This window comes from Allobosea sp. CER48 (genome assembly GCF_044752385.1).
Taxonomy (GTDB): Bacteria; Pseudomonadota; Alphaproteobacteria; order Rhizobiales; family Beijerinckiaceae; genus Allobosea.
Genome location: NZ_JBIWYK010000106.1, coordinates 1 through 8,304 on the forward strand (window position 1 = coordinate 1; position 8,304 = coordinate 8,304).

Sequence of the window (8,304 nt, forward strand, 5' to 3'; positions counted from 1 at the left end):
GCCGGGGGCCATATGCCTCGAATCCGTCGTGATGCCGCTCCAGAGGAAGGCAGACATGTTCGCTCCGCTCTTCCGCTGGCTCGAGAGCCGCATTGATGTCTTCGCTCCGTTCAATGAGCAGGAGACGCCGCCGCGCGGCGTCTGGCCCTTCATGTGGCATCACATCAAGGGCGTGCGGGGCTGGATGGCCCTGATCATGCTGACAGGCCTCGGCTTCAGCGGCATCGAGGCGGCGATGTATCTGATGGTCGGCTGGTTCGTCGACCTGCTCTCGACGCAGTCGCCGGAAACGATCTTCCGCGATCATGGCTGGGTACTCGCCGGCGCGGCCTTCCTGCTCGTCGTGGTCCGGCCGCTGATCTATTTTGCCAACCACGCCATCGTCGATCAGGTCGTGGTGCCGCAGATCACCAACCAGATCCGCTGGCGAAACCATGTCTACACGCTCGGCCACGCGCTGGGCTATTTCCAGAACGATTTCGCCGGGCGCCTTTCCGCCCGCGTCATCCAGGCCGGGCAGTCGATCCGTGGCGCGACGATCGAGGTCATCGACGACCTCTGGTACGCGCTCGTCTTCGCTTCGGTGGCGATCGGCTTCTTCGGCAAGACGAGTATCTGGCTGGCGCTGCCGGTCATCGCCTGGCTAGCGGCCTATGTGACGCTGCTGATCTACTTCGTGCCGCGTGCCAAGGCGCGGTCGGAAGCGAACTCCTTCGGCCGGTCGAGCACGACCGGACGCATCGTCGATTCCTACACCAACATCCTGACGGTGAAGCTCTTCGCGCGCAGCGACGCAGAGCGCTCGGCCGTCCGCGACTCGTTGACGCGGTGGAACGCGTCGTTCCTCAACCTGTCGCGGCTGATCACCGGCGTCAGCGTCATCCTGCAGACGATGAACAGCCTGCTCGTGGTGGCGACGGCCTGGCTCGCGCTGCTGCTCTGGAGCCAGGGCGAGATGACGCCGGGTGCCGTCGCCGCTGCGATCGGCCTGGTGCTGCGCCTCGTGCAGATGTCCGGCTGGCTGATCCATCTCGTGCGCGGCATCTTCGAGAATATCGGCTCGGTGCAGGAGAGCATGGAGACGATCGCCAAGCCGCACGACCTGCGCGATGCGCCGGATGCGCAGCCGCTCGTCGTCGACAAGGGCGCGATCAGCTTCGAGAAGATCCGCTTCAATTACGGACGCGCGCAGGGCCTGTTCGAGGGGCTCGATCTGCAAATCCAGCCCGGCGAGCGGATCGGGCTGGTCGGGCCGTCGGGGGCAGGCAAATCGACGTTGGTCAACCTGCTGCTGCGGCTCTACCCGCTCGAAAGCGGGCGCATCCTGATCGACGGGCAGGATATCGCCCATGTCACGCAGGACAGCCTGCGAGCCCAGATCGGCATGGTGACACAGGATAATTCGCTGTTGCACCGCTCGATCGGCGACAACATCGCGTACGGCCGGATCGGCGCGAGCGAAGCCGAGATCATCGCCGCGGCACGCCAGGCCGAGGCGCACGACTTCATCCTCGGGCTAGGCGACCAGGACGGGCGGCAGGGCTTCGATTCGCGCGTCGGAGAGCGCGGCGTGAAGCTCTCGGGCGGGCAACGGCAGCGCATCGCCATCGCGCGGGTGCTGCTCAAGGACGCTCCGATCCTGATTCTCGACGAAGCGACCTCCGCGCTCGATTCCGAGGTCGAGGCGGCGATCCAGCAGCAGCTCGCGGCCCTGATGCAGGGCAAGACCGTGATCGCCATCGCGCATAGACTTTCGACGATTGCCGCGCTCGACCGCCTGATCGTGCTGGATCAGGGGCGGATCGTCGATACCGGCAGCCACGAGCAACTGATCGCGCGGGGAGGGCTCTATGCCCGGCTCTGGGCGCGCCAATCCGGCGGCTTCCTCGCGGCCGCTGATCCGGAAAAGCTTGCCGTTTGAGGCCCTCGCCAGCGAACTGTGCGCCATGCATGGGCGGGAGGTTCGCGACAGTAGACTTCGTCCAATCTGCATGTCAAAGAGCCCAAGGTGACGCACCGCCGCATTGCGGCGGTCGCGGCGCGCCCCTATGAGGGCGACAGGCGACAATTTCGAGCTGTTACAGCTCGCAAGACGTGTAAGAGGATTGGATCGTGGCGAACGCGACCGATACATCGACCGGAACAACCCGCCGCGATTTCCTGATGCTTGCGACTGGCGCTGCCGGCGCCGTCGGCGTCGGCGCAGTCCTCGTTCCCCTGATCAGCCAGCTTGCTCCGGACGCGCAGACCGTCGCCGCGGGCGCGCCTGTCGACGTCGATCTGGCTCCCATCGCGGAAGGCCAGGCGATCAAGCTGTTCTGGCGCGGCAAGCCGATCTTCGTGCGCCATCGCACCAGGAAGGAGATCGACGAGGCTCTCGCCGTCGATGTCGCCACGCTGCGTGACCCGCAGACCGACCAGCAGCGCACCAAGGCCGGCCACGAGCAGTTCCTCGTCGTCTTCGGTAACTGCACCCATCTCGGCTGCATCCCGCTCGGCACGGCGCCGGGCGAGTCCAAGGGTGATTTCGACGGCTGGTTCTGCCCCTGCCACGGGTCGCACTACGATTCCTCCGGTCGCATCCGCAAGGGCCCGGCACCGCTCAACCTGCCGGTCCCGCCCTACGCGTTCACCTCGGACTCCAAGATCAAGATCGGCTGAGCAATGCGCTCGACGCTTTCCCGCCAAGTTGAGACAGCCTTGAGGCATTCTTCATGAGTGGTCACAGTTCCTACGTCCCGAAGACAGGCATCGAACGCTGGCTCGACGCCCGCCTGCCGATCATTCGCCTGACTCATGATTCGGCCGTCTCCTATCCTGTCCCGCGCAACCTGAACTACCTCTGGACGTTCGGTGGCATCCTCGTGTTCATGCTGGTCGCGCAGATCATCACCGGCATCGTGCTGGTGATGCACTACACGCCGCATGCGTCGATGGCCTTCAACTCCGTCGAGCACATCATGCGCGACGTGAACTATGGCTGGCTGCTGCGCTACCTGCACTCGAACGGCGCCTCGATGTTCTTCATCGCCGTCTACGTGCACATCTTCCGCGGGCTCTACTACGGTTCGTACAAGGCGCCGCGCGAGGTGCTCTGGATCCTCGGCGTGGTCATCTTCCTGCTGATGATGGCGACGGCGTTCATGGGCTACGTGCTGCCCTGGGGCCAGATGTCCTTCTGGGGCGCGACCGTCATCACCAACCTGTTCTCGGCGCTCCCGGTGGTCGGCGAGACGATCGTCACCTTCCTGTGGGGCGGCTACTCGGTCGACAACCCGACGCTGAACCGCTTCTTCTCGCTGCACTACCTGCTGCCGTTCATGATCTTCGGCGTCGTCGGGCTGCACATCTGGGCGCTGCACCATGTCGGCCAGAACAACCCGACCGGCGTCGAGGTGAAGAACGTCGCCAAGGACACCGTGCCGTTCACGCCCTATGCCACCGTCAAGGACATCTTCGGCATGGTCGTGTTCATGATCCTGTTCTCCTGGTTCGTGTTCTACCAGCCGAACTTCATGGGCCATGCCGACAACTACATCCCGGCGAACCCGGCCTCGACCCCGGCGCACATCGTCCCGGAATGGTACTTCCTGCCGTTCTACGCGATCCTGCGCGCCATTCCCGACAAGCTCGGCGGCGTGCTCGCCATGGGTGCGGCGATCGTCGTGCTCGCCTTCCTGCCCTGGATCGACACCTCCAAGGTCAGGTCGATGAGCTATCGCCCGATCGCACGCCAGCTCTTCTGGGCCTTCGTCGTGGTCTGCATCGGCCTGGGCTATCTCGGCGCCATGCCGGCGGAAGGCGGCTACGTCATCGCCTCGCAGATCTTCACCGTGCTGTATTTCGGCTTCTTCGTGGCTCTGTTCGTCGTCGGCCTGTTCGAGCGGCCGAAGGCGCTGCCGACCTCGATCGCCGACGCCGTGCTGGCGGCCTCCGCCAAGAACGGCTCGGCAGCGCGCATCGCGGCGGCCACGGCTGCCGAACCGAACGTCAAGGGCTGACGGAACCATGAGCAGAATCTCGTTTCGTCTTGCCCTGACCGGGCTCGCCGCCGGCCTGTCGCTGGCGATGTTCCAGCCGGCCGCCCAGGCCGCCGAGGCCGGTCCGAAGCCGCCGGCGATGAGCTGGTCGTTCTCCGGCCCCTTCGGCAAGTTCGACCGGGCTCAGCTGCAGCGCGGCTTCAAGGTCTACAAGGAAGTCTGCGCGAGCTGCCATGGCGCGAGCCTCGTCGCCTTCCGCAACCTGTCGCAGCCGGGCGGCCCCGAGTTCACGCCCGGCCAGGTCGCCGCGCTTGCCGCGACCTATCAGATCAAGGACGGCCCGAACGAGACGGGCGAGATGTTCGATCGGCCGGGCCGGCCGGCCGACCGCTTCCCGTCGCCGTTCCCGAACGAGCAGGCAGCACGCGCGGCCAATGGCGGCGCCTTCCCGCCGGACTTCTCGGTCCTGGCAAAGGCCCGCACCTATACGCGCGGCTTCCCGACCTTCATCTTCGACATCTTCACGCAGTATCAGGAGCAGGGGCCGGACTATATCCACGCCCTGCTGACCGGCTATGAGGAGCCGCCTGCCGGCGTGACGCTTCTGCCGGGGCAGAACTATAACCGGTACATGCCCGGCCATCTGATCGCGATGCCGAAGCCGATCTCGGACGGCCAGGTCGAGTATCCGAAGGGGCCGGATGGCAAGTCGCCGGTGCCGGAGACGGTCGACCAGTATTCCCGCGACGTCGCGGCCTTCATGGTCTGGATGGCGGAGCCGCATATGGAAGCGCGCAAGCGCCTGGGCATGCAGGTGATGATCTTCCTGACGATCTTCGCCTTCCTGCTCTATTACACCAAGAAGAAGGTGTGGTCGCGCATGCCGGACGGCTCGCCGGCTCACTGAACGGCGAAGAACGTTCTGAGAAAGGCCCCGGAGACGGGGCCTTTTTCGTTGTCGGAAGACGGTTCCGCGGATACGGCGGGGCGGTGATCGGCACCGACTGTGTTGCGACCGTCATCGAAAGGTGATCCCTTCCGCGCCCGCAACAAGGAATCAGCCATGAGCGAAGCCGTTCTCGGAATCATCGGCGGATCGGGCATCTACGATCTGCCGGGCCTCAGCGATCTCCGCGAGGAGCGCATCGAAAGCCCCTGGGGCCAGCCGTCGGACGTGCTGCGGATCGGCCGGATCGGCACGACGAAGATCGTCTTCCTGCCGCGGCATGGGCGGGGACATGCCATCCCGCCCTCCGAGATCAATTACCGCGCGAATATCGACGTGCTGAAGCGGGCCGGCGTGACCGATCTCGTCTCGCTCTCGGCCTGTGGCTCATACAAGGCCGAGCTCTATCCGGGGCTGTTCGTCCTTGTGGACCAGTTCGTCGACCGCACCACGCGGCGCGAGAGCTCCTTCTTCGGCCGGGGCTGCGTTGCCCATGTCTCCGTCGCCCATCCGGTCGGGCCGGCACTTCAGGGCCGGATCGCGGCAGCGGCGCAGGCCGAGGACCTGCCATTCGTGCGCGGTGGCACGCTGGTGACGATGGAGGGGCCGCAATTCTCGACCTATGCGGAATCGATGACCTATCGCGGGCTCGGTTACGACCTGATCGGGATGACGGCGATGCCGGAGGCCAAGCTCGCGCGCGAGGCGGAGATCACCTACGCCACCGTTGCCATGGTGACGGACTATGATTGCTGGCACGAACTGCATGGGGCGGTCGACGTCGCCTCCGTCGTGGCGGTTCTGCACGAGAACGCGGACAAGGCCCGTCGCCTCGTCGCCCGGCTCGCCGCCGATTTTCCGGCCGAGCGCGAGGCTTGCCCCGCCGGCTCGCACAATGCGCTCGACAATGCTCTGATCACCGCTCCTTCCTTCCGCGATCCCGCCCTGCTGGCCAAGCTCGACGCGGTGGCCGGCCGGGTGCTGAAGAGCTAAGTCATGGCAGCGCCCTTGACGAAGCCGGCCCGGCGTCCGACCAAGGCGTCCGCCATCACGCCCGAGACGACGCCCATGAACCTCGCCGACAGCATCCGCGCGATCCCGGACTATCCCCGGCCCGGCATCGTCTTTCGCGACATCACCACGCTGCTCGGCGATGCCCGGGCATTTCGGCGCGCCATCGACGAACTGGTCCAGCCGTTCGCCGGGCTGAAGATCGCCAAGATCGCCGGCATCGAAGCACGCGGCTTCATCATCGGCGGCGCGGTGGCACATCAGCTCTCCGCGGGCTTCATCCCGGTCCGCAAGAAGGGCAAGCTGCCGCTCGAGACACTGCGGGCGACCTATGCGCTCGAATATGGTGCCGACGAGATCGAGATCCATCGCGACGCCGTACAGCCGGGCGAGCGTGTCCTGCTGGTCGACGATCTCGTCGCGACCGGCGGCACGGCCGAAGCGGCGGTGAACCTGCTCAGCGGGCTCGGCGCTGAGGTCGTGGCGGCCTGCTTCATCGTCGACCTCCCCGATCTCGGCGGAGCCGACAAGATCAGAAGGCTCGGCGTTCCCGTCCGGACCCTGGTGTCCTTCAGCGGCGACTAGATCCATGAAGATCAACGGCCAGCACTATCGGACGATCTGGCTCGCGCAGGATGGCTGGCGTGTCGTGGTCATCGACCAGACGCGTCTGCCCTTCCGGTTCGAGACGGTGGCGCTGGGGTCGGTCGAGCAGGCGGCTGACGCGATCCGGTCCATGGTGGTGCGCGGCGCGCCGCTGATCGGCGCGACCGCCGCCTATGGCGTCGCGCTGGCGATGCGGGCGGATGCCTCCGATGCTGCGCTCCAGGCGGCGCTGGCGCTGCTGGGTGCGACTCGGCCGACGGCCGTCAACCTGCATTGGGCCCTGGCGCGCATGCGGCGGGTCCTGACGGCTCTGCCTTCCGAACGGCGAGTGGAGGCTGCCTATGCGGAGGCGCTGGCGATCTGCGACGAGGATGTCGCGCTCTGCCGCGCGATCGGCGAGCACGGCCTGCCGCTGATCCGCGAAATCGCCACGCGCAAGCTGGCGGGGCAGGCGGTCAACATCCTCACCCATTGCAATGCCGGCTGGATCGCGACGGTGGACTGGGGCACGGCCCTGGCGCCGATCTACCTGGCCCATGACGCCGGCCTCCCCGTCCATGTCTGGGTCGACGAGACGCGGCCGCGCAATCAGGGCGCGTCGCTCACGGCCTATGAGCTCGGTGCCCATGGCGTGCCGCATACGGTGATCACGGACAATGCCGGCGGCCATCTGATGCAGCGCGGTGCGGTCGACATGGTGATCGTCGGAACCGACCGGACGACCGCCAGCGGCGACGTCGCCAACAAGATCGGCACCTATCTGAAGGCGCTCGCGGCGCATGACAATGACGTGCCGTTCTATGTAGCGCTGCCTTCGCCGACGATCGACTGGGCCATCCGGGATGGTCTTGCCGAGATTCCGATCGAGGAGCGGGCGGCGCGCGAAGTGACACATCTCTCAGGCCTTGCCGAGGATGGCGAAGTGCGCTCCGTGCGCGTGGTGGCGCCGGGCAGCGGCGCAGCCAATCCCGCCTTCGACGTTACGCCGGCGCGCCTCGTCACCGGGCTCATCACCGAGCGTGGCGTCTGCGTTGCCAGTGCCGAAGGCCTCGCACATCTCTTTCCCGATCTGGCGAACAGGGCGACGGCATGAGCGAAGCGGATCTGCGGCAGGAAATCGTCGCGGTCGCACAGGCGATCGACCGGGCGGGCTTCTGTCCGTCAAAATCGGGCAATGTCTCGGCGCGGTTCGGCGAAGGACTGCTGATCACACCATCGGGCCTGCCTTATGCGCAGACGAAGCCGGAGGACCTGATCCATCTGGCGCTTGACGGCACCGTGCTGGCCGGTTCGCGCAAGCCCTCCTCGGAATGGCCGTTCCATGTCGAGATCTACAGGGCGCGGCCGGACGCGCAGGCGATCGTGCACACACATTCGCCGCGTGCCACGGCGCTTTCCAGCACCCGTCGCGGGATCCCGGCATTCCATTACATGATCGCTCTCTGTGGCGGGGCCGATGTGCGCTGCGCCGATTACGCCACCTTCGGCACGCCGGAGCTCGCGGCCAATGCCGTGAAGGGGCTGGAAGGGCGCAAGGCGGTGCTGCTCGCCAATCACGGCGTCATCGCGCTCGGGCAGACGCTGGCCGGCGCCCACACGATCGTCGCGGAGGTCGAGAACCTCGCCGGGCAATATCTCGACATCCTCGCGGCCGGGCTCGATCCGGTCATCCTCGATGCGGCCGAAATGGAGCGCGTCGGCGCGAAGTTCGCAGGTTACGGCAAGGTCGGCTGAAATCGCTGCCGACATCTACCCGAGGCG

Annotated in this window: 8 protein-coding genes; all 8 read left to right on the forward strand. The window is 66.3% G+C overall.

The genetic code is table 11. The annotated features are described in order from the left end of the window. The first annotated feature begins 55 nt into the window (after positions 1-55). On the forward strand, positions 56-1,921 hold the full coding sequence (locus tag ACIPIA_RS06250) for an ABC transporter ATP-binding protein (RefSeq protein ID WP_400507707.1): 1,866 nt from the start codon (positions 56-58) through the stop codon (positions 1,919-1,921). A 191-nt stretch (positions 1,922-2,112) separates the two neighbouring features. Further along, positions 2,113-2,661, forward strand: coding sequence for a ubiquinol-cytochrome c reductase iron-sulfur subunit (gene petA / locus ACIPIA_RS06255; RefSeq protein WP_400507709.1), 549 nt, complete (start codon positions 2,113-2,115; stop codon positions 2,659-2,661). 53 nt (positions 2,662-2,714) lie between these two features. After that, entirely contained in the window at positions 2,715-4,001 is a 1,287-nt protein-coding gene (locus ACIPIA_RS06260; RefSeq protein WP_400507711.1) for a cytochrome b, read from the forward strand. A 7-nt stretch (positions 4,002-4,008) separates the two neighbouring features. Then, positions 4,009-4,887: a cytochrome c1 gene (locus ACIPIA_RS06265; RefSeq protein WP_400507713.1), complete on the forward strand. Its 879-nt coding sequence runs from the start codon at positions 4,009-4,011 to the stop codon at positions 4,885-4,887. A 156-nt stretch (positions 4,888-5,043) separates the two neighbouring features. Next, on the forward strand, positions 5,044-5,919 hold the full coding sequence (locus tag ACIPIA_RS06270) for an S-methyl-5'-thioadenosine phosphorylase (protein WP_400507715.1): 876 nt from the start codon (positions 5,044-5,046) through the stop codon (positions 5,917-5,919). A 75-nt stretch (positions 5,920-5,994) separates the two neighbouring features. Beyond that, positions 5,995-6,522: an adenine phosphoribosyltransferase gene (locus ACIPIA_RS06275; protein ID WP_400507722.1), complete on the forward strand. Its 528-nt coding sequence runs from the start codon at positions 5,995-5,997 to the stop codon at positions 6,520-6,522. Positions 6,523-6,526: 4 nt separating this feature from the next. Next, positions 6,527-7,636 (forward strand): S-methyl-5-thioribose-1-phosphate isomerase, encoded by a 1,110-nt coding sequence (gene mtnA / locus ACIPIA_RS06280; protein WP_400507718.1) that lies wholly within the window; start codon positions 6,527-6,529, stop codon positions 7,634-7,636. Next, entirely contained in the window at positions 7,633-8,277 is a 645-nt protein-coding gene (locus tag ACIPIA_RS06285) for a class II aldolase/adducin family protein (protein WP_400507720.1), read from the forward strand. The genes mtnA and ACIPIA_RS06285 overlap by 4 nt, the downstream gene beginning before the upstream one ends. The last annotated feature ends 27 nt before the right edge of the window (positions 8,278-8,304 follow it).